Source organism: Neglectibacter caecimuris, from assembly GCF_034335015.1.
Classification (GTDB): Bacteria; Bacillota; Clostridia; order Oscillospirales; family Acutalibacteraceae; genus Acutalibacter; species Acutalibacter caecimuris_A.
The window spans coordinates 396437-415792 of sequence record NZ_JAWXXK010000003.1; the positions used below are offsets into that span (position 1 = coordinate 396437).

The window sequence follows — 19356 nt, forward strand, 5'->3', positions numbered from 1 at the left end:
TCATCGAATATCCATCGAAAGATGAAGGTTTTGATTTCTAAGAGGTCGAGTCTTGGAGTTAATAAAGTGTCCACCAATAGTCGAACAGACGGCGGTATCCATTACCTTTCCCCGAAAGATCACGGCAGCGCCGTGCTTTCTTCGAGGTCAGCCGCTTCATCCAGCGCTGGCAGTTACTGTTCTTCGGATACTTAATGTACTTGCCTGAGTGGAGGGGCGTAGTGCCGTCAAAGCCGTAGTCCACATACCCTGCTTGAGGCATATAGTGTCCTTGAATGATACGCAGGAGGCGATCATCCTTTTCCACTTGTTTCACACGGGCATAAGTCCTACGGCTCTGCTTTTTTTCCTGATTCGGTTGCTCAGTCAGCAAGATTGCGATTTGCTCGTTTAATTCGATTTCTGTCATAGGCTTTACCATTCGGTACGATGCGCGTTACAGGACAGACGCCATTCCAGGAGCCTCTCTGCCTGGCGCAGTACTCCTTTCTCAGTTTTTTGCTCTGCTTATGCAGAGGGACAAGCTTTCTCATGCGATATATCACCTCCGTGCGCCCTGGCGTCCATCTTGTTTTTGAGTTCTTCGCAGAACTGAATATAGTCTGGGTGACCACAAAGTAGCATTTTCCTCGGCAAGTCTTCCATGGCTTCTTCGAAGACCTTGGCATCACGCTTTCTACACTTGCAGAAGATTACGCGATACTGTGCATCTGGGCAGCAATATTCAGCACCAAACCAAACCCTCACTTTTTTGTTGATGAAGAGTCGGTCAGCCAAGTAATCTGCGGTATCAATGATGGCATAGTACGAATTGAGCAGAGAAAACTTGCTGATTGGCCAACAACCGGGATTCTGTTTTGGTTCCATTTTGATTGCACCTCGACAATATAACATTTGGATTACAATGGGCAAAATTGACTTGCTTTTCTCATTCAAATCGGTTATTCTCAAATACTCCCCTTATGGGAAATTATGAATGGAGGCGATTGCCATGATGAATAAGCCCTTTCCGGTCATTGATCCTGTAGCCACCGGCGCAAACATCGTGCGCCTGCGTGAAGATCGGGGACTCAGTGTCCGTGACCTTCAGACCTATTTTGGCTTTGAAGAGCCCCGTGCCATCTACAAGTGGCAGAGTGGTCAAAGCCTTCCTACCGTCGATAACCTGTACGCTCTCGGTGCCTTGCTTGATGTAACCGTAGACGAGATCCTGGTACAAACGAGGCCAAAACTGAATATCTTAGTGAATGAGCAGCAGGCTGAAGCAGCCTGCTGCTCACCGCTTTATTGGGGACACATTACACAGCTATTGAAGATACAGCGGAAGTCCAAGATCGTTTGGACCATTTGTTGTGCGGAGCATGCGTCTGCGTAGTCTTCTCTTGGAGAAGCTCCTCGCATACCGATGTTTCGCACTGTTATTTGCCAATATTGGCAGAATAGGATAACTAATCCTATTTCGCTCATTTAAGAGCGAAGCTATCGAGATGGAGATGTGAGAGTGTTATGTGGGTGGTTCGAATTGACGATGATCGAAAGGCTGGCAGAGTGTAGATTGCTGCTCGAAACGGGGGTTGTCCTGTTTCATATTTGGAGCGGTATCATACCGCATTTCTTTGATGTAAGCCCAGACTTTCGTCTCACTTATGGTGTGCAGCACTATAGTTCGTCTGTACCTGAACCGGTCGCCACTTTCTCTTATCCCGCTGTACCTTCAATAGCTGTGTACTACCCCATGGGCTGAGGATCAGGCGTCGGCCTTCACCCCAGCGTAGGCTTCAAAGATGTCGGAGAAGGTATCGTTGATATCGAAGGGTGCGTCATAGGCTACCTCGGTGTTGACCAGAGCTGCATCCAGCTTGCCGGACACCTCGTCAGCTTTCCTGCTCAGGTCACCGCAAAGCTTGCGCACCTTGTTGCGGTCAAAGTTGATGGTGACCACCTTCTTCACATCGCAGCGGTAGGAGACCTGGTTGCCTTCGTTGTTGAAACGGTAACCGGTGCCGCCGTTGGGGATCAGAGTTTCGGAATTGCGGACATCTGTCATTCGACGGAACAGGGCAGCCATCTCCTGGCGGGTACCGTTGAGACCAATTTCGCCATCCAGACCGGCAGGCAGGTCAATGCCGGCCTTGGCATGATAGATGGCTGCACCCAGTTTCTCCTTCTCAGTTATCAGATACACCAGGAACTCAGCCATGGTGGTGATCTGCTCGCTGTATTCGAAGGCGGGCTGCTCGAAGGTGGTTTCATCCTCTGCCTCTGCCATAACCTTTTTGCGGAGGAAGGTGTTTTCCACCTTGGTGATGTTTCGGGAGCTGCCCAGGATATCCTGAGCGGAGTCCATCAGAGACTGCAGCTTATTCTGGAAACGGAATGCATCTTTCAGATTCATATTGCGGTCACTCCTTTGTCGTTTGATTATGCTTCTATGATAATGGGTGTTTGCATCTTTGTCATGGAACTGCTGGTTCAAAATCAGTGTTTGCTGACTACGCGCTTGAACTTCAGATCGCTATCGCCTATGTACCGGTCAATGAGACGGCTCTGTTCCTTTGTTTCAGCATAAGCAGTAATGGTAATGGTTTTCTGGCTCCAGTCCAGAGTATAGCTGTCTGCCGCCACATTGGTGATATGATGCTCCGCAAGGAAGTCTCGGAAGCTTTGCATGGCGGCAAGATTATCCGACATGATGACATTGACATAGGTTTTGTCTTTTGAAAACTTGTTGCTGACAGCGACCGCAAGACAGCAGCCAACGCCGCTTGCCACAGATACCACGATCAGGGCAAGGCCGCTGTTTGAGGTCACAATGTTTTTGGTGATGCAAAGATAGAGAAAGTTTGATACTGCAAGAGACAGGCCCGCCAACACACAGCGGTTTCGCTGTACGAGAATCGTCTTTGCAGTAGCAAGCATATTGTCGAATACCTTCGCAATAAAGAGAATAGCCAGGTGTAAAAGCACAGTCTATTTATCATCTCCATTCGGCTTTTTTGAATTGATTTACTCTAAGTATTCTTCGATTTCGTAACCGCCACCGAAGATTATGGTGAGCTTTCCGTCCTTGTGTACCTTAATGCATTCAATCATCTGTCTGACGATGGAGTCATCATATTGATCTTTGTTTTCCTCACGCTGGTCGATGATGTTCTGGATCTGCTCCAGCCGGTCGGCAAGGCGGCCATCTTCGATTTGACTCTCCCGAATCGCATCGATACGGCGTTTGAGCTGCTCAATGTTCTCGGAGATTTCCTTGAACTCATCCTCGTTACTTTCAATATCCAAGCCGCTTTGAATGGTTTCATTGACCATACTCATCATTCTCTTGTTCAGCGCGTCGATGCGGCGGCTAAGAAGATCAATTTCATCGGAGCCTCCGTTGATGCCGATGGCATCGCCAATGGTGGCTTTCATTAGTGTGAGGTAGGTTGACTCGTTCTCTGCGTTAAAGCGGTTCAACGCTCGAACAATGGCTTCTTGCAGTGCTGTTTCGAAGACTGTGATGGAATCCTTGCAATACTTCTTACCGTAGTCCAAGCGACTGACACAGCGCCATACGATTCGTCGCTGTCCGTGAGATGTCCAAGTGCAGCGGCGATAGTTACTCCCGCACTCGGCACATTTCAGTACCTCTGTGAGAGCGTATTTGCTGTATTTGCCGCTTGCAGTAATGCAATTCCTGGAGGACTTAGGCGCGGATACATTTCTGCGGCTGATTTCCTCTTGAGTTCGGTTGAAGATCTCTCTGCTGATGATGGCTGGGTGGTTGTTTTCGACCAGATACATGGGCGCCTCGCCCTCGTTTACCTTACGGGTCTTGGAAATGCAATCTACAGTGACGGTCTTTTGGAGGATGCAGTCGCCGCAGTATTTTTCATTTTTCAGAATACTCATAATCATGGCTTTGCTGAAGGTCAGGTCTTTGCCTGGGATTTGGATATTCTCTTTTCGCAAGGTCTGAGCAATCACATTAACCGGTTGTCCCGCGAGGAACATATTGAATATCCTTTCTACGATTTCAGCTTCATAAGGCACGATCTCCGGGTTGCCATCTTCGCCACGCCTGTATCCAAGCAGTTTTTTATAGATGAACACAGCTTTACCATCTTCGAAGTTTTTGCGGAAGCTCCATGTGATATTACGGCTCATACTCTCCGATTCGGACTGGGCGAAGCCTGCGTAGATGACTAGATACAGTTCGCTGTCGCTTTTCAGTGTGTCGATGTTCTGTTCCTCGAAGAAGACGCCGATCCCTCGACCTGTCAGCATACGCACAGTATCGATGCAATCAACGGTGTTTCGTGCGAAGCGAGAGACAGACTTCGTGATGATATAGTCGACCTTACCGGACAGGCAGTCATTGATCAACCGTTTGAAGGCAGGGCGCTTGTCCGCACGGGTGCCGGAGATGCCCTCATCAGCGTACATACCGGCGAAAGTCCACTCCTTCTTGGCTGAGATCATTTCCGTATAGACTTTCATCTGGGTGTTATAGGATGTGAGCTGCTCCTCGCTGTCTGTAGAGACGCGGCAGTAAGCCGCAACTCTCAGCTGGTTGTACTTGGCCTTGTCGACGATGACAGACCGTTTGGGATCAATCACCGTAACTCTCTTCTTAGGTATCTTGGTTACTTCCATGTTCTGAGGCTCCTTCGCTGATGATGGTATCTGTTTTCGTCCGTAGCGTGACCATTCCGCCTTCGCCGAGCGCCACGGTTTCGATTAAGTCTGAGAAGTTTGTGCAGCTGAAGAACTCTTCCGGTTTCATCAGCATGGCTCTTTTCTTGGCGACCTGTGCAGCAATCATAGCTTTTGCGTTTGTCTCTGCATATAGCTGTGAAGCGATATCGCCGATTTTACTGACGATGAAAGGTTCGCTCGGGTGATCCCGCATAAGCTCGTCATCTATTTCAGCTTGCAGGGCAGCGACGATGGGTGAGTCAGGCCGTTTCTGACGCTTTCGTGGGATGAGCAAGTCGCTGTTGACTATGAGCCGGTTTACCAGAAGATTGATTTTTGTGAGCTGGTCGTTGTCGCTGATACGGATGCGGAATCCGCAGCCATCGTTCACGCAAGTCCAGCTTTCGTGGATCTTGCATTTCGAATCAATGCGACGCACCATGGGGTATCCGCACTTTCCGCATCTCATACGATCCCTGAGTAGGGCAATTGCCTCGCTGTCTTTGAGCATTTGATTTCGCTGGCGCGCAGTCTTGACGGCAACTGCCTCCTCATAGACCTCCTCGTCAATGATCGGATCATATTCTTCACAACCTGTGTATCTCGAGTTATCAATGATCCTTGCGATTCTTGCTTTATCCCAGACATCCGTTTTCTCCGTATATTGCACCTTTTGGCGAGTAAGCTCTTCGGCAATCGCTTTTAAAGATGAGCCATTGAGATAGCTTGAGAAGATGCCCCTGATGACTTCGGCTTCTTCGCGTTGGATGATCATGTGACCACCTCGCATGGTATAACCGTATGGGATAAAGCGATTCTTCTTCATGGTCAGTTCTCCTACAGCTGTTCTTTGAATTCCAGACCGCCAAGCATCGTCACGGTCATCTCATCACAATTGTTGATGTGGATGTCAGTGATGCATTCAACAAGCAGGCGCTCATCGAAGACTTCCATCGGTTCTTCCAGCTCGTCAATCAGGCGTTTTAGTTTCCTGACCTGCTCCAGCATTTCCGTAATTTTTGTTTCAAAGGTGCTGCTACGCTGCGCACGGATCTTGTTGAGCTGATTTCTCAGGTCAATCGTTTGTGCCTGGTGGATTTCCGGTTCGAGGTAACCCTTTGACCGAAGTTGATCAAGGACAAGAAGCTTGGCGTTAATTTCTGCGATACTCTGGCTGAGATCACTTGCTTCTTTGTTATTTCGCTTGTATGTGGTTGTTGCAGCTTCCAGCTTGTCGATAACCTGTGCGAGGATATCTTCCTCCCCGAAGCGAAGCTTATTGATGACTGAGGCAAGCCCATCGTAGATCCGCTCCTCGCTGTAGTAGGAGGCAGGACAGGTCGCAGCATCCTTACTGTGTTTGCCGCAGACCCACTTCACTATGCCGCCTCTGACCTTTCGATGATAGAAAGAGCCGCATTCGGAACACCGAATGCGGCTCGTAAGAGGGTAAGTATTAAGAGTATCATTTTTGGCGTATTTCTCTTGCCTTCTCTTTAGCAACTCTTGTGCCTGGTAATAGACCTCTGCATCAAGAATGGCTGGATGTGTGGCTTTGACATAGAACATATCCATCTCGCCACGATTCTTGTGCCGCTTGAACGGCACGGTTGGCTCTGCGTATTTTTTCTGGAACTTGGAATCCCCAATGTAGCGCTCATTTGTAATGATGTATTTCACTACGGTCTGAGTCCAGGTGCCATGCCCAAACTTGGAGGGGACAGCAGACTCGTTAAGATATTTGGCGATCTGGTTTGTAGACCAGCCTTGCAGGTATTTCCCGAAGATGTCACGGACAACTTTGGCTTCCGGCTCATAAGGCACCAGAGCTTTATCAACAAGGCGGTAGCCATATGCCGCACAGCTGGACACATACTCACCCAGTTCCATGCGCTTGACATTTGCGAGGCGCAGGTTTTGTGAGATGGATTGAGATTCTTCCTGCGCTATGGCAGAGAATGTATTTAGAAGCATCTCATCACCCATGGCTAAGGTGTTGATGCCTTCCTTTTCGAATTGAATGCCGATACCCAGCAGTTTCAGCTTGCGGGCGTATTCAAGGGACTCAGGCACATTTCGTGCAAAGCGGGAGACTGACTTTGTGATGACAAGGTCAATCTCCCGCCTTTCGCACATATGAATCATTCTCTGAAATTCAGGCCTTGTTTCAGCTTTGGTGCCGCTGAGACCCTCATCAGCGAAAATGTCCACGAGTTCCCATTCGGGCTTATTATTGATGAGTTTGGTGTATACTCGGATTTGGGCAGCGTAGGAGTTCAGCTGGTCAGCAGAGTTTGAAGATACTCGGCAATAGGCTGCAACTCTCTGGCGTTGCACACTTTGTCTGGTGATTGGGGATATGAGCTTTGCCTTGCCCACGCAGCGTTCCTCCTTTGCTTTAGCGTTCTGAAGTGGTTTGTATCATTTTATATGCGATACCACTTTCCCGGCTTAACAGACATTATACTCAAACAAAACTAAATAGCCAGGACTAAAATGGATAAAGAAGAAAGAAATAGATGATGCAGTTCAGTCGGCAAGTACAATGTCTGCGCCGGTAAGCTGACGATAGTATTTCTTGGCACGGACATATTCCTTGTCGGTGATCATGCCTTTGGTATGCATGCCCCTCAGCACGGAGAGGATGCAAAGATAATTTGCACTTTTTGATTGTTTCTCAGATAGCATTTGACTCCTTTCTTTGGTATAAGGATGCTTAAGGCAGGGCGAAGCCTGTCTTGATTCGTTTCGTCTCATTCTGAAGCTGTTTCAGGAGCTCTGCTCCGTCGAGGTCGCAAAGCCATGCAAACCAATCGCCGAGGAAAAACTTCTCGATTTCCTGTAGTTCTTCCTGCTCCAGCGGTGTCAATTCTTTGCCTTTCCGCTGTTTACTCCTGAGTTTTCGGTAGGTAGCAACGGAGGATAGAATGATCGCTTCGATGAGACATTGCCACTGAGCGTCAGAGGCGGGACTATGTTCTAATTCGCTGTTGCGCATGACACCTCCAAAAAAGGAATGTGTACTACATTGTCATCTTCGGCCCAGGCTCTTCATCTTGCCCCAAAGATTGCTCTCTATTTCGGGCCACAACACCATAGTCAGTCAGTTTGAATCCACAGGTTTCCATATACTCCTCACCGAAAGCATACAGGTTGATATGCTTTGACAGAAGGGCAGCATCCGCATCCGAGGCAATTGCATGGATCCCTTCTCTGCCAATGGAAATGGGGGAATATAGGGCCGGATCAAAGCAGTAATCATCCAAGCGATCAGCAAGGTTGATGGCCTCCAGTACATTATGGCAGTCGTTGGCGGCAATTACAGCCTTGAACTTTACGAGCTGCCCGTTGGCATCCAGCTTCTGCGCTACCTTTGCCAGTTCGTTGAGACTGGCCAAGCCATTCAATTCATAGAGATCAATGTCCAGATCCCAGATGGGACCGTCATAGTCATGAAGCATTGCGCCCTCGCAACTGTCCAGGTTGATTCTCATAAGCGCTTGGTCGATCTGGTCTTGTGTGGCAGGCAGGTCGAGTTCCACGCATTGACCATCCTCTACGGAGGAAAGCACGAGCCGCACTCCGTACTCCGGCTTTTTGAGTTCCAAGTCCAGCGTGTCATATGCCTGTACGATTTCATCTTCTCGTAGGACATATCCTCGCTGAGTGTAGACGCCGCCTTCCGCTTCTCTGGACTCCCGCCCGATTTTGGCAAAGTCAAGGTGCTCATAGATATTGTCGGGAAGGTTTTCATACTCGGGCATGAATCCGTTGCCGGCATAGAAGCGCCCGAGCTGCTCGTCATCAAATACATCACTGACCACATGGCAGCTGTCCGTGCTATATGCATAGTTAATGATTTCCTTCATACCGAGAGGTTCCAACTTCTGTTCCGCCATCTTTACCATTCCCTCAAAGGCGATGGTGTCAACGCGGTCGAAGGTCGAAAGCTTCTGCGCCAGCGCATTCAGCTCCTCAAGGCTTGTACCTTCATTGAAGTATGGTTCCAGATAGCTGAAGCCGCCATAGTCCAGGACTTCCTTATAAGTGATATCCTCGGTGCTTTTAATGCCCAGCTCGTCTAAGGCATCGAGCAATCGATATGGAGTCGCCGGAAGGTCGATTTCTGCGTAGCGACCATCGGGTATTCCCTGTGATCCAATACACAGATGCATCACATTACGCAAGTGTCATCCCTCCCTGCTGGGGAGTATCCTGTTCGTAGGCGGCGGGATCGGCGCCTGGGACATTCCAGCCGCACATGCTGCCGACTTCCATAGCCTGCCGCTGTTCCGGGGTGATACCCAGTTTTTCGTTGAGCTCATTGGCTAACTCGGCGTTGCGAGTCTTGTCTGTGGTACTCCAATCGGAAGGAAAGTAGCCGGTCTCTCCACGCTTGATGCAGATAAGGTCGCCAGAACTTTTCAGGGTGGAGAAGCACATTTCAGGCAGACCCTCCGCAAGCTTCGGAGTGAAGCGCTCTTCCTCTGTCTGAATGCTCCAGTCATTGAAATCCCAGAGATGGACATACAACTCTCCGTCATCGACACGGATTTCCTGCTGCTCAAAGCTCTCACCCCAGCCGTCTGATGCCTGACCGGAGATGTAGTCCTTCAGGGTAGTCATTTCCTCCTGCGTGAGTTCGCCAATCACTCGGCACTCAGCTACCCCCCAAAGCTGATTATCTCGCTCTTCCGCAGTGAATACGACTGACTTGACCTTCCGGTCAATGCTGTCGCCATGGTCATACCAGTGCATAATGCCGCGCTCGGTCTCTTCCGGCATTCGGCATTTGGCAAGAGCAGCCAGGATGGGACCTTCATACGCTTTGAGCGACTGACCGGTAAGCGTTTCAGGTTCCTCACAAGTATCGCCCCAATCGTCTTTGTAGTAAAGGTCAGCATTCAAAGGCATATACAGTTTCAGGATCGTCGGTTCTGGATGCACAAGGCTGAAGCTGTCCTCGCCGGGCACTACGCCGAGAGTGCGACCATTGTCCCAATCCACATGGAAGGTGCCGATATCGTCGATGACGCGCAGGGTGCCCATGGTTCCAGGCTCGATTGGCGCAAAGGGGTCTTCCATGCTGTTGAGCCTGATGCGGCTTCCGACAGGGTACTGTTCCCTTAGAAACGACAGCCACTCTTTTGTAATTTGCTTCATTTATAAACCTCCCATCTGCATGCCCTGTTCGGGCTGCTCGGTTTGATTCATTTCCTGTATCTGCTTGTCAAAGCAGGTCAGGTAGGCATTGTAGTCACCCTGCATAGGAATGCATCGCAGACAGTAGCGGTACTTTTTGGTTTCAGCGATATAGCCGTAGTTCGGCGCCCAACCTCCATCCATATAGCCGCCGTTGTCTGCGCAGAAGCGCCTCATGCCAACCATGTCTGACAGAACGGTCTGCCGCATTTCGTCCACGACTTCTTGCAGCTCTGCCTTAAACTCGGGGGAGTTCCACTCTTCCAAGCCGCGGGGATGCCATGTGTGCCAGAACTCCTTGCCACTACGGCCAAAGTCGATTCGGACATGACCGATGCAACCAAGCTCGGCATCATCTTCAGGGGACATGGCATAGAAAAGACCCGCTTCTTCCTGTGAAGCGGGCCGCAATGCGTATTTGGTTTCGGGATCTTTTGCGTGTACCATGTTTCTTTCCCTCCTTGTAAGCGAACACTATACCAGCTCCGAACTCATAAAGCCAGGACAACTTTTCGGTTCTGTATCATGCCCTCTCGTTTTGCATATACTAAATATGAGCGAATGCTGCAAATCGGCAAACTTTACATTCTTTTGCCGATTTGCAGTTGACAGTCTGTGCGCTGACTGGTATGATATAACTGCAAAACGGCAAATCTCAGATTTTTTGCCGATTTGCAGTTCTCGAAGAAAGGAGTGCTGCGTCATGACAGAGTTTTTAACTGCGCTATCAAACTCGGGTAATTTTACACGGAATGATTTTGCCCTTGCCTTCAGGGCAGAGAATAAGGAAGCCTCCGATGCCTCCTGCCGCTTTGCGATGCAAAAGCTCTTGGACAGCGGTTCCATTGCTCGAGTTGGAAGGAACAATTATTGCGTGATCGACAAGACCTCGAGGAAGTACAGCCACGAGTATTCCATACTTGCGACTTCGGTAGCCGGTAAGATACAAGAGATCTATCCAGAATTAGACTTCCGCATTTTTGAGCTTATCCAACTCAACGAGTTTGTGAATCACCAAATCGCGCATAATGCGTTGTTTATTTCCGTAGAGGGTGACCTCGGAGAGTATGTCTTTGACACCCTGAAAGAAGAGTATGCCGGTCGCATCCTGCTGAATCCCAATGTGGATATGTATCATCAGTATTGGGCGGACGATATGCTCGTTATTGAGAAGTTGATTACGGAGGCACCCAAAGGAACCGACGTATTCTGGCATACCGACCTTGAGAAGCTGCTCGTAGACATCGTTGCGGATAAACTTCTCCGTTCCTGTGTAAATCAGGGAGAATACAAGATGATTTTCACACAAGCTTTCAAAGAGTTCTATATTGACGAAAGCCAACTCTTCCGTTATGCTCGGAGAAGAAACGCAAAGGCCAAGGTGCTTGAGCAGATAGATAAATCACTGTTAAGAACGGAGTAATGCCATGCTGACGAAAGATAATTTTACCGAAGAACACATTCGCAATCTGCAAAACGCCAGCCATCGGGATCCTTCGCTTCTGGAGCGTTCCGTGTATGCTTTTGGTCTGCTGGAGGCTATCACAAGGGTCGGCATGCCATTCATCTTTAAGGGCGGCACCTGCCTGATGCTGCTGTTGGATCATCCCATGCGCTTGTCCACTGATATTGACATTATCGTCGCTCCCGGTACAGATCTGGATGCCTTTATCGATGAGGCAGGCAAAATATTCCCCTTTCTAAGCGTTGAGGAGCAGGTCAGAAAGGGCAAAAACAACATAGAGAAGCGGCACTTCAAGTTCGTCTATGAGTCGCCAATTGGGAAGCGCAGCATCTATATCCTATTGGATGTGCTGTTCGAGGATGCGAAGTATAAGCGGCTCATTACCAAGCCCATCAAGAACGAACTGCTTCTCACGGAGGGTGAGGATCTGACAGTGACGATTCCCAGCGTGGAATCCATCCTGGGAGACAAGCTGACAGCGTTTGCGCCGCACACCACAGGCATCCCCCTGAATGCTAACAAGGACATGGAGATCATCAAGCAGCTTTACGATGTGATAACGCTGATCGGAGTGGCAGAGGATTTTGCCGAAGTGCGGGAAACCTACTACAGCCTTGTGCAGGATGAGATCGCATATCGTGGTCTTGACATCGGTCCTGAAGACGCGCTCAGGGATACATATAACGCTGCGGTGAGCATCGCCTCCCGCGGCAAGGTCAGCAAAGAGGATTACGCCGCTTACCTGCAGGGGATCCGTGATATTCGTAGCCATATTTACGCAGAGAATTTCTCTGCGGAAGAGGCATCCAAGCGTGTTCCTATTGTTATGTACCTGGTAGCCTGTCTACTCAAAAATGTTCCCTTTGAGAAGGATATCGATCCCTCTGATTACTTGGGAATAGGCTTCACCTCAGATGAGCTGAAGGCCTTGAATAGTCTAAGGAAGGTTGCTCCGATTGGGTATGCTTACGCCGTGAAATCGGACAAGCTGTTAAACGAAATAACGGGATAAACGATTAAGAGCCGTTGCAGCGTGATTCTGCAGCGGCTCTTTCTGATCTCGGAATTAAAAATGGCGGGGAACATCCCCGCCGCAGGTGGACCCGGGTCTTGCGACCAGCCCGTTTCCTTGGCTATATTATGTCACACATGCAGAATAATGCAAGCTCTTTTAGTATCAATTTTTCCATCCCTTATAGTATATGCGCTACGAAGGTAGCTGGTCACCAGAAATCAACTCACCGCTATCATGATATCAAAGGGCTGTCAAACTCATCTATTATTCACATTTGCATGTCTAAAACATTTTGTTGCATCGCAGTAGGCTGAATATTCAGCAAATACCCAGGGTCAAGCACAATCTCTGACTCGCCACGACCGTTGAACAGGGCGAAGATATGCGCTTTATCAATCCGGGCTTCGTACACTGTGCCATCTTCATCGAAACGATGCGCAAACCAATCGGCGGTTTCATAGTCCAATGTCCACGATAGCGCCCGAAGGTTGTCACTGTTGATGGAGGTCACGCCGCGAAACACTGTGACTGTATCCTCCAGCGCTGCAAGCTGTGCCTGCTCTTCCTCGTCCATCAGCGCAGTGGGGTCAGAATCCCTGAACATCTCCGTGAGCTGCGCGCGGCTTACTTCTGCATCACTGTTGGCATATTCTGAGGAGATCCATGCTATTCCGAGCAATTCGGAGAAGTCCTGCTTTGATAGAAAGGGTTCTGCGTACTTCAGGAAAGTCAGAGCGTATGGCGTGTTGAGCAACATGTAGATGTCCATAGGTTTTTCTGCTGTATCAATTGCCTTGGAGAGGCTGTTTCGCCACAACACCAGGTCTTCTGGGTTCTCGCAGAGGTTCAACAGTTTGAGTTCGCCGTCCATAGGAATGCCTGCGATACCACTGTTGGTAAACGGGTGCTGTACGATCATTGGCGAAAACTCCGTTTCCGCAAGCTCGACCGCGAGGAGCATTTTTGCAACATCCTTAACGCCATCCATATCTGTAGATCGACGCGCCGGATTCTCTTCACCGTACAGGTCATACAGGAGATCGTCCACTGCATTGCGAATGTCGGGATCGTCTGTCAGTGTCTTGTATCGAAAGCCCGTGGTGGGGTGATATGGCAGTTCCTCCTTGATAACGCGCAGATACTCTTCGGGATCTGTATAGGAGAACTCCTCGCCGTTGGCGAAGGATACGATTCCGACTATAGGCTCTTTCTCATCGCTCAATGCAACACCCTCTTGCCGAAGTATTGATTGCTCTGAAATATGTAGCAGCCGCCTAAAGCGACCATAGCCGCAGCGGTGATAAGAAGTGCTTTTTTCATTGTGATACTTCCTCCATTTTCACTATGTCTTTACATACCTCCAAACTGAAGGTCAGCGATTTCTTCCGGAAAAGGTTGGCTGCACCTCCGAATCAAGCCAAACTCGGTGCGGCGGACACCATCCTCTTCCATGGATGCTTTGCCAAGCGCGGCGAAATCCATGTATCCATCGATGGTGTCAATGAGTTCGTCATCGGCACCGATACGGCGAAGCACGGAACGGCCATATTCATCTGGGTCATCCGGCACTCTCTCGTAGTCATCAATGTTGGTGGCGTACTGCAGAGCTTCAGACATGGTTTCCGGCTGACATACCTCCAAAACTGACAGGTATTTGAGAAGCATGCCGTCGTGCTGATTCATCTCATCGATGGAGAGGGCAAGATCGTTGGCATCCTCGACACAAATGCATTCCGTGGGGATATGCTCCTCCAGATATGGGGCGAGGAAATCTATACGCTCGACCTTGGCTTGTGCGAAGTCCTCTATGCCTAACCGACCTTTGGCTGCATCCAATTCTTCTTCCGATGCGGGAAGTCGCAGTACGCACACCCTGTCGGAGGTTTCGAGTTGAAGTGAAAGCAGCGCTCCGTCCTTCTGAATCTCGGGCTGGGAAACCTGCTTGCGCTGGACATAGCCGCCATAAGTATAGGCACCACCATGGTCGGCATAATACTCGGCGCCGATTTTTGCGAAATCCAGATATGGCCATGCTTCTTCGGGAAAGCGAGGATCAGCATTGATCTGACCGGCCACGGCAACATACCTGCCCAGCTCCACATCCGTGTTCACATTGGGAATAAGTATGTACTCATCCAGGCTGTCAGCGACTTTGAGGACATCATCAATGCCATTGATACTGTTTGCCGCCAAAGCACCCGAGAAGATCCAGCATTGCTTTGGGGTCATTGTCGAGACTCTTTCTGCCAGGGAATGCAGTTTGCCGAACTCTTCTTCTGAATCGAGGTTGATGGATTCCACATACTGATAAAGTCCTTCAACTGGACTGTTGAACTCAGTCATTACTGTGGAGTGGGTTGTACTGACGGCATCCAACTTTGCAAAGGTTCTACCGATATCTGACGGCGTAGTCGGCAGATGCAGAGACACAGTATTTGAGCTGTCCCCTCGGCTCATGATCATTCGAAACATGGCATACCTCCCATTTCCATGCCTTGCTTACGCTGATACTGCTCGGCAGGATCTTCTGCCATAAGCTCGTCCAGGCTCAGCGTACCGTGATAGCTGACATAACCGTGCTGTGTGAACTGGCCGCTCTCGCTGTCCATCTGATCGCGTCCGTAGGCTTCGTAGTTGTAGTAGCTTTCAAGGTTTTCGTCAAACTCGAAGTGTCCGGATTCCTGGATCATGTATCGACCATAGCTTTCAGCATCTCTCACCTCTGGAATATAGTCGAACAGTTCCAAGTTCTTGATGAGGGTGCTGACCTCGCTGACAAGCTCTGGCCGAGCCATTTCCATGACGGCATCCAGCTTTGCAAAATCCTGCCTCTCAAGCATGACTAATCCTTGGCACATATCGTTGACCTCAATCAGCGTAGCATTCTGCCGCTCGACCAGTGCAGCGATTTTCTCCGGAAGTGAATGCTCTGAGACAGCATAATCCACATCCACGCTGGTATAGCCTGCCCTATGGAGCAGACGCTCGATCTGCTGTTCCGGCATTGGCAAGTACAGATAATTCAGCCTGTCTCCATTTGCATCTTTCACTTCCAGCGTCAGAGGATCCGGTTCGTAATAGTACTCGGGAAAATGGATTCCGTCGTATAGATTCTCCATTTTCATAAGGTTATCGTAGACAACGCCATAGGGTGTTACTTTGCCTTCTCCGCTGTCGAGTAAAAGCATAGCCGTCTCGACGCCGTCGATCTGCTTGAAATCCTCCATAGGGCATGATCCGCCCCTGAGTGTCAGGTAGTGTTCTTTTCCGACCTCCTCCAAGTTTGAGAAGTCTGTGATTACAGTGGCTTGCTGGCAGCAGAATGTCTGATTGATCAGGTCAGTCATGTCCTGGAGGTCATGCTCAAACACCGTTCCCTGATACTGCGCTGCCTCGTTCACATCAAAACTGTCCAGCCGCTTAGCCAGATAATCCAGTTCTTCGACATTGATGGTCTTCCCGCAAAGGCGCTTAAGGACCGTGGGCCACCCATCAATATCGATAAGCTGGCAGTCTCGCTTGAGGGGATCGCCGACTTCAAGCTGCGCAAGCATTTCCATCACATGGGCATACTCTTTCTTTGGAATAGGGAACGGGATTGTGGCAACACCGTACTCGGGATGCTCGGGGTTGCCCAAAACTGCAGATATGATCATTGGATTGTATCCTTTCTGTTTTGCTTGTCTTCAGCCTCAATATTCATCTGTCGCCTACAGCACTTCGGCTTCAAGCCATTTACATTTGCCGGAACGGGAGACCCGATACTTTACTTTCAGGATTGTGCCCACCGGCAACATAGAGAGGTCAAGGTCGGAATAATGAGGACAATAGCCGTAGGGAGCCTCGTCCCGACGCCAAGCGCAGAGGATGTAGGCCTGTCCATCGCTTCCGTCGAAGTAACAGTTCAGACCGGTAGTGCTGTTCCATCGCTTAGTGACCAGCGTACCGATGAAGCAGCCATCGCAACTTGGGAATTGGTATTTCTCCAAAGAGTGTGTCTTATTTTCTTCGTGCAGACGCCGCCGGCCGAAGCCGGGAACGGCCATCATTTCACGCTCGAAAAATGCCCACGGGGTGTCCTGCATAAATAGTCTGGGCATAGTGCGGTTCCTTTCTTTTCAATTTTAAAATGTGAAAAGGCGCGGTCTGAGAGACCGCGCCTGAAGCTGTTTACATATTCATTTGGGGTTCGTTATCCTGATTCTGCGCGGTGATCTCATCGAGAATCTCGGGATAAACGTCCTCGATCTGGTCTTGGATGCTCCTGATGGTAGCGTCCTGTTTTATGGATATTTCGTACTCGCCGGCAAGTGCATCTGCACAGCAACGGTAGATTTCGACCATCTGATTTTTTTCGAAAAGCATATTTTTCGAGATCAGCCCCGAGCGGGTGGCAAAGTCTTTCTTAGCACCTTCGTAGTCGCTGGCGTAATAGTGACCATGGGATAGCCCCTCGTAGTTGAAGTCCCTATCCCAGGTTACGAAGTTGACGCCGTATTTAGTTTGCATACCGGCAAGGACTGTGCCATTGAACTCGGCCAACAGCTTATATTTATCCTCCACGCCTGTTACCTTCAGCACTGGCGCACGATCCATGTTGCGCATATACTCGGCAACCTGCCTCACAATGCTGAATGCATGATCTTTTGCCTCCACGATTTCAGGGCAGGACATATCCACTTGACGGTAAGAGATCCCGCCGGGATTATCGACCGTACAGAGCATGCCATTTTCGTGAGAGACAATCAGCCTTTCGCCATTCTGCCACTCAACGCCATAGCCTTCATTTCTCAGGCGCAGAGCGGTTTCCTCGAGATGCCGATGTCTGGTTTCAGGATCAATCTGCATAACAGGTCACTCCTTCCTCAATATTTAATAGGTCTTTGATCACTTTCTCAAGCGCATCAAGCTCTACTGGCACAGGCTCACTGGCAGTGCTGAGATAGAGTTCGATCCTGCCGTCATGCAGCTTGCGCGTAACAGCCCACGCCACATCTCTGTCACTGAAATCTACGCCACGCATCCAGTTGCGACATCTGTTTTCATCGCTGAACTTGCGACTGACCGTGGCTTTCTTGCAGAGAATGTCGTTTAGTAACTCATTGAGATAGGTGATGATGTCATCGAAATCTTCGGAAGCAATCACCATGCTGATGGGATCGGACATTCCTGAGCAACAATAGGATATCTGCTCCTTGGCAAGATCAAGGTTTGCAGTGTAACGACGGTCTGTTCCAAAGTGTTGGCCTTCATTGTCATATACAGAAATAAAAGAATACTGTTTCACAGAATTACACCTCCGGGAATGTAGGGAAGGTCATGCTGAGCTAAAAGCTCAGTGCGGTAGGCGCGGATTTCGGCGACTTCCTCGTCGCCGCCGCAGTTGATCAGCATCAGGTAATCATACAGATCGCCGGAGGTTTTAATCTTGAACGGCTGCGTGCTTTGACCGTTGATGTGGACATCCATGTAGCAGACACCATCATCATCCATGACGAGAAGATCATGTACCCAGTCACTGACCAAATTGTCATAGTCATTCAGGCTCTCACTCAGCAAGGCCAGAACAGTGGATTCCGCATCCCAGAGGCTATAATCGCATACGGCATAATCTTCGCAATCAGCCCTGCTGTGGCTTTGACCGTAAGTTGTATGATATTCCTTGATGTTGTCGAGAACATCGCAGAAAGTATTTCGGGAAATCATTTTTTATTCCTCCTGTTTTTCATTTCTCTGAGCTGAGGAAAGAGTTCGAGCTTCGAGCGCTTTCATCAACTCAGATAGTAAAGAAAATGTGAGGGTGCCTGTGGTAAACGCAGACACCCTCACAAAATCGTTTTGGTGTATTGCTTACATTCTATTTGTCCTCGACACCCCGAATGTACGGGAAGTCATTAGGCGGTGATTTGCGAAATCACCTCACGGGAGTCTCACCCCAACTGTCGTTCTGACAGAGCCGCCCAACGCTGTGACGCTTACCAGACGGGAGTAGCATTATCCATCCGGCTGTCCTGGCCAAGCGAGGGCAACTCGCTCTCACAGCCGGTTTTGTCGCTCGTCCGCAAATGGGAGTCCTGGCGCACCTGCTGCTGTGGCTCGTGCTTCCGCACATCACCGGATTTCAAGTACCTAATGAATGGGTATTTCATTGTCAAGGAACAGAGGGAGGCATGCTCCCTTCACCTTTCATCATTTTTGGGAGGTTTTGATAGGGTGTTTTAGAAAATATTTTTTGATTTTCTTTTCTACCGCCGCCAAGGATTCAACAATGCAGGGCTGTGAGCATCCCTCTGCGGCAGCAATTTCACGGGTTGTAAGACCATTGACAGCCATCTCGAACCGTCTGCGCTGGACATCGGTGAGTTTCAATGCATCGAGGATGAGCAAAGCCTTTTCGAGTGTACGGAAGTCCTCGCTGTTCTCCTCATCAAGGAGAAAACCAGCTGACGCCTCAATGGTGTTTTCAACCAGCTCCAGTGGCACTTGACCGCGGCTGTGATGGACTTCATAACGGTCTTCGGTCTGGTAGTTCTCGTCAGACCAGCGCTTGAGCTCGTCAAACTGCTCAGCGGTGATTTCATCGGTGGGCAGCATAGTGATAGTTTTGCAGGGTATTGTTCCTTCGGTAACTTCATAGACCTGGTCGTTAATCTTGCGAAAACGCTTGGTCGTACCGTCAAGGAAGGAATAAACGATATCGTCGGTGCCTTTATTTAGACTCCAGTCAGAATTACGGCGGAATGCCATTTTTGTGATCTCCTTTGAAGTTGGATTTGGTGGGAAGCCAAATCCGGAGATCACGGATATTTCGCTATATAGGGCTGCCAATATAAAATGCTCATCGGTTTCCTTTCCCGGAACCGATGAGCATATAAAGAAACCGCCTGATGCGCTGACAATACCACTTGGATAGACTTCTCCGTTGGAGAAATTGTCTACATCAAGCGGCATTTGGAAGTCAGCGCATCAAGCGGCTCCGTAGCACGATACT

Annotated in this window: 22 protein-coding genes; 3 read left to right on the plus strand and 19 right to left on the minus strand. The window is 49.5% G+C overall.

From position 1 onward, the window contains the following. Positions 1 to 58: 58 nt before the first annotated feature. A complete protein-coding gene (locus tag U8T64_RS04880; protein WP_322181492.1) occupies positions 59 to 409 on the minus strand; it encodes a hypothetical protein in 351 nt (116 codons plus the stop codon). 98 nt (positions 410 to 507) lie between these two features. Next, on the minus strand, positions 508 to 867 hold the full coding sequence (locus tag U8T64_RS04885) for a hypothetical protein (protein WP_322181494.1): 360 nt from the start codon (positions 865 to 867) through the stop codon (positions 508 to 510). Between the two features lie 124 nt (positions 868 to 991). Here U8T64_RS04885 and U8T64_RS13870 point away from each other — a divergent pair, with 124 nt between their 5' ends. Continuing rightward, positions 992 to 1375, plus strand: coding sequence for a helix-turn-helix domain-containing protein (locus U8T64_RS13870; RefSeq protein WP_367575398.1), 384 nt, complete (start codon positions 992 to 994; stop codon positions 1373 to 1375). A gap of 372 nt (positions 1376 to 1747) precedes the next feature. On the opposite strand, the gene U8T64_RS04895 is transcribed toward U8T64_RS13870, so the two are convergent. The 9 genes from U8T64_RS04895 to U8T64_RS04935 form a co-directional block, all read right to left on the minus strand. Further along, on the minus strand, positions 1748 to 2395 hold the full coding sequence (locus U8T64_RS04895; RefSeq protein WP_322181495.1) for a hypothetical protein: 648 nt from the start codon (positions 2393 to 2395) through the stop codon (positions 1748 to 1750). 83 nt (positions 2396 to 2478) lie between these two features. Then, positions 2479 to 2919, minus strand: coding sequence for a hypothetical protein (locus U8T64_RS04900; RefSeq protein ID WP_322181497.1), 441 nt, complete (start codon positions 2917 to 2919; stop codon positions 2479 to 2481). Between the two features lie 87 nt (positions 2920 to 3006). Then, complete coding sequence (locus U8T64_RS04905; protein WP_322181499.1) at positions 3007 to 4641, minus strand: recombinase family protein; 1635 nt, start codon at positions 4639 to 4641, stop codon at positions 3007 to 3009. Then, entirely contained in the window at positions 4619 to 5509 is an 891-nt protein-coding gene (locus tag U8T64_RS04910) for a recombinase family protein (protein ID WP_322181501.1), read from the minus strand. Before U8T64_RS04910 ends, U8T64_RS04905 begins: the two co-directional genes overlap by 23 nt. 11 nt (positions 5510 to 5520) lie before the next feature. Further along, positions 5521 to 7062 (minus strand): recombinase family protein, encoded by a 1542-nt coding sequence (locus U8T64_RS04915; RefSeq protein WP_322181502.1) that lies wholly within the window; start codon positions 7060 to 7062, stop codon positions 5521 to 5523. Between the two features lie 337 nt (positions 7063 to 7399). Continuing rightward, positions 7400 to 7681 (minus strand): hypothetical protein, encoded by a 282-nt coding sequence (locus tag U8T64_RS04920; protein WP_322181504.1) that lies wholly within the window; start codon positions 7679 to 7681, stop codon positions 7400 to 7402. 25 nt (positions 7682 to 7706) lie between these two features. Further along, positions 7707 to 8861 (minus strand): antirestriction protein ArdA, encoded by a 1155-nt coding sequence (locus U8T64_RS04925; protein WP_322182035.1) that lies wholly within the window; start codon positions 8859 to 8861, stop codon positions 7707 to 7709. Between the two features lies 1 nt (position 8862). Continuing rightward, positions 8863 to 9846 (minus strand): DUF4314 domain-containing protein, encoded by a 984-nt coding sequence (locus tag U8T64_RS04930; RefSeq protein ID WP_322181505.1) that lies wholly within the window; start codon positions 9844 to 9846, stop codon positions 8863 to 8865. Then, on the minus strand, positions 9847 to 10332 hold the full coding sequence (locus U8T64_RS04935; RefSeq protein WP_322181507.1) for a hypothetical protein: 486 nt from the start codon (positions 10330 to 10332) through the stop codon (positions 9847 to 9849). It lies immediately after the preceding gene. 256 nt (positions 10333 to 10588) lie between these two features. Here U8T64_RS04935 and U8T64_RS04940 point away from each other — a divergent pair, with 256 nt between their 5' ends. Continuing rightward, complete coding sequence (locus tag U8T64_RS04940) at positions 10589 to 11308, plus strand: DUF6577 family protein (RefSeq protein ID WP_322181509.1); 720 nt, start codon at positions 10589 to 10591, stop codon at positions 11306 to 11308. A 4-nt stretch (positions 11309 to 11312) separates the two neighbouring features. After that, on the plus strand, positions 11313 to 12362 hold the full coding sequence (locus U8T64_RS04945) for a nucleotidyl transferase AbiEii/AbiGii toxin family protein (RefSeq protein WP_322181511.1): 1050 nt from the start codon (positions 11313 to 11315) through the stop codon (positions 12360 to 12362). 271 nt (positions 12363 to 12633) lie between these two features. Here U8T64_RS04945 and U8T64_RS04950 read toward each other — a convergent pair whose 3' ends face one another. The 8 genes from U8T64_RS04950 to U8T64_RS04985 all read right to left on the minus strand — a co-directional run bounded on the left by U8T64_RS04950 (position 12634) and on the right by U8T64_RS04985 (position 19316). Further along, on the minus strand, positions 12634 to 13587 hold the full coding sequence (locus tag U8T64_RS04950) for a hypothetical protein (RefSeq protein WP_322181513.1): 954 nt from the start codon (positions 13585 to 13587) through the stop codon (positions 12634 to 12636). 128 nt (positions 13588 to 13715) lie between these two features. Then, entirely contained in the window at positions 13716 to 14837 is a 1122-nt protein-coding gene (locus U8T64_RS04955; protein WP_322181515.1) for a DUF6329 domain-containing protein, read from the minus strand. Beyond that, positions 14825 to 16021, minus strand: a complete 1197-nt coding sequence (locus U8T64_RS04960; RefSeq protein WP_322181516.1) for an antirestriction protein ArdA — start codon at positions 16019 to 16021, stop codon at positions 14825 to 14827. The genes U8T64_RS04955 and U8T64_RS04960 overlap by 13 nt, the downstream gene beginning before the upstream one ends. Positions 16022 to 16075: 54 nt before the next feature. After that, positions 16076 to 16465: a hypothetical protein gene (locus U8T64_RS04965; RefSeq protein ID WP_322181518.1), complete on the minus strand. Its 390-nt coding sequence runs from the start codon at positions 16463 to 16465 to the stop codon at positions 16076 to 16078. 70 nt (positions 16466 to 16535) lie between these two features. Beyond that, positions 16536 to 17213 carry a hypothetical protein gene (locus tag U8T64_RS04970; RefSeq protein WP_322181520.1) on the minus strand — a complete coding sequence of 226 codons (678 nt, stop codon included), beginning with the start codon at positions 17211 to 17213 and terminating at the stop codon, positions 16536 to 16538. Further along, entirely contained in the window at positions 17203 to 17652 is a 450-nt protein-coding gene (locus U8T64_RS04975; RefSeq protein ID WP_322181522.1) for a hypothetical protein, read from the minus strand. The genes U8T64_RS04970 and U8T64_RS04975 overlap by 11 nt, the downstream gene beginning before the upstream one ends. Beyond that, positions 17649 to 18071: a hypothetical protein gene (locus tag U8T64_RS04980; RefSeq protein WP_322181524.1), complete on the minus strand. Its 423-nt coding sequence runs from the start codon at positions 18069 to 18071 to the stop codon at positions 17649 to 17651. The genes U8T64_RS04975 and U8T64_RS04980 overlap by 4 nt, the downstream gene beginning before the upstream one ends. A 483-nt stretch (positions 18072 to 18554) precedes the next feature. Next, positions 18555 to 19316: a sigma-70 RNA polymerase sigma factor region 4 domain-containing protein gene (locus U8T64_RS04985; protein WP_322181526.1), complete on the minus strand. Its 762-nt coding sequence runs from the start codon at positions 19314 to 19316 to the stop codon at positions 18555 to 18557. Positions 19317 to 19356 lie beyond the last annotated feature (40 nt).

What these genes read in the sequence shown, in the direction of transcription:
- U8T64_RS04940 (WP_322181509.1), top strand. Translation starts at nt 10,589, where the DNA reads ATGACAGAGTTTTTAACTGCGCTATCAAACTCGGGTAATTTTACACGG.
- U8T64_RS04885 (WP_322181494.1), bottom strand. Translation starts at nt 867, where the DNA reads ATGGAACCAAAACAGAATCCCGGTTGTTGGCCAATCAGCAAGTTTTCT.
- U8T64_RS04945 (WP_322181511.1), top strand. Translation starts at nt 11,313, where the DNA reads ATGCTGACGAAAGATAATTTTACCGAAGAACACATTCGCAATCTGCAA.
- U8T64_RS04900 (WP_322181497.1), bottom strand. Translation starts at nt 2,919, where the DNA reads ATGCTTGCTACTGCAAAGACGATTCTCGTACAGCGAAACCGCTGTGTG.
- U8T64_RS04910 (WP_322181501.1), bottom strand. Translation starts at nt 5,509, where the DNA reads ATGAAGAAGAATCGCTTTATCCCATACGGTTATACCATGCGAGGTGGT.
- U8T64_RS04980 (WP_322181524.1), bottom strand. Translation starts at nt 18,071, where the DNA reads ATGATTTCCCGAAATACTTTCTGCGATGTTCTCGACAACATCAAGGAA.
- U8T64_RS13870 (WP_367575398.1), top strand. Translation starts at nt 992, where the DNA reads ATGATGAATAAGCCCTTTCCGGTCATTGATCCTGTAGCCACCGGCGCA.
- U8T64_RS04985 (WP_322181526.1), bottom strand. Translation starts at nt 19,316, where the DNA reads ATGCCGCTTGATGTAGACAATTTCTCCAACGGAGAAGTCTATCCAAGT.
- U8T64_RS04920 (WP_322181504.1), bottom strand. Translation starts at nt 7,681, where the DNA reads ATGCGCAACAGCGAATTAGAACATAGTCCCGCCTCTGACGCTCAGTGG.
- U8T64_RS04895 (WP_322181495.1), bottom strand. Translation starts at nt 2,395, where the DNA reads ATGAATCTGAAAGATGCATTCCGTTTCCAGAATAAGCTGCAGTCTCTG.
- U8T64_RS04930 (WP_322181505.1), bottom strand. Translation starts at nt 9,846, where the DNA reads ATGAAGCAAATTACAAAAGAGTGGCTGTCGTTTCTAAGGGAACAGTAC.
- U8T64_RS04935 (WP_322181507.1), bottom strand. Translation starts at nt 10,332, where the DNA reads ATGGTACACGCAAAAGATCCCGAAACCAAATACGCATTGCGGCCCGCT.
- U8T64_RS04960 (WP_322181516.1), bottom strand. Translation starts at nt 16,021, where the DNA reads ATGATCATATCTGCAGTTTTGGGCAACCCCGAGCATCCCGAGTACGGT.
- U8T64_RS04965 (WP_322181518.1), bottom strand. Translation starts at nt 16,465, where the DNA reads ATGCCCAGACTATTTATGCAGGACACCCCGTGGGCATTTTTCGAGCGT.
- U8T64_RS04905 (WP_322181499.1), bottom strand. Translation starts at nt 4,641, where the DNA reads ATGGAAGTAACCAAGATACCTAAGAAGAGAGTTACGGTGATTGATCCC.
- U8T64_RS04970 (WP_322181520.1), bottom strand. Translation starts at nt 17,213, where the DNA reads ATGCAGATTGATCCTGAAACCAGACATCGGCATCTCGAGGAAACCGCT.
- U8T64_RS04955 (WP_322181515.1), bottom strand. Translation starts at nt 14,837, where the DNA reads ATGTTTCGAATGATCATGAGCCGAGGGGACAGCTCAAATACTGTGTCT.
- U8T64_RS04880 (WP_322181492.1), bottom strand. Translation starts at nt 409, where the DNA reads ATGACAGAAATCGAATTAAACGAGCAAATCGCAATCTTGCTGACTGAG.